1 protein-coding gene is annotated in these 660 nt (G+C 33.5%); it reads left to right on the top strand.

Annotated elements, in window-relative coordinates:
• On the top strand, nucleotides 1–660 hold a 660-nt coding region (locus tag G7034_RS09140; RefSeq protein WP_166400660.1), incomplete at both ends, for a BspA family leucine-rich repeat surface protein.

Raw genomic sequence — 660 nt, 5'->3', positions numbered from 1 at the left:
AACATGGAACGTATGTTTCATCATGCGCTAAACTTTAATCAACCTATTGGCGCTTGGGATGTAAGTAGCGTTACCAATATGCGATTAATGTTTGAAAATAGTGGATTTAACCAACCACTAGAAAATTGGGATGTTAGCAATGTATCAAACATGGAACGTATGTTTCATATTTCACAATTTAATCAACCTATTGCAAATTGGAATGTGTCCAGCGTTAACAACATGAGCAATATGTTTTCTTCTTCAAATTTTAATCAACCGATAGAAAATTGGGATGTTAGCAATGTCACAAATATGAGTCAACTATTTCAAGGTTCTCCATTTAATCAGGATATTTCAAGTTGGACTTTTCATCCTGATGTTGTTTTCAATAGTCCTCAAGATTGGGCTTTCTTTATAACAACTCAAAATTATAATTCAAATTATTATGATGCCCTTCTTCAAAGTTTTAGTGACCAAAACCTAACCAATAAAAATTTTAGAGTACAAGGGCTAAGCTATTGTAATACTTCTGCAAGAAATGACTTAATAAACAATAAAGGTTGGACCATCAATGGCGATGCAATAATTCCTTCTTCAATAACACCTCCTGGCAATATTACAATAATAGCCAACCAAGGCACTTGTGAAGCTATTGATGTTGAACTTGGAAATCCTGTG

The organism is Psychroflexus maritimus (genome assembly GCF_011089875.1).
In the GTDB taxonomy this organism is placed as follows: Bacteria; Bacteroidota; Bacteroidia; order Flavobacteriales; family Flavobacteriaceae; genus Psychroflexus; species Psychroflexus maritimus.
Note: the sequence above shows the minus strand (reverse complement) of the source record. Positions and strands in the feature narration are given on the sequence as shown.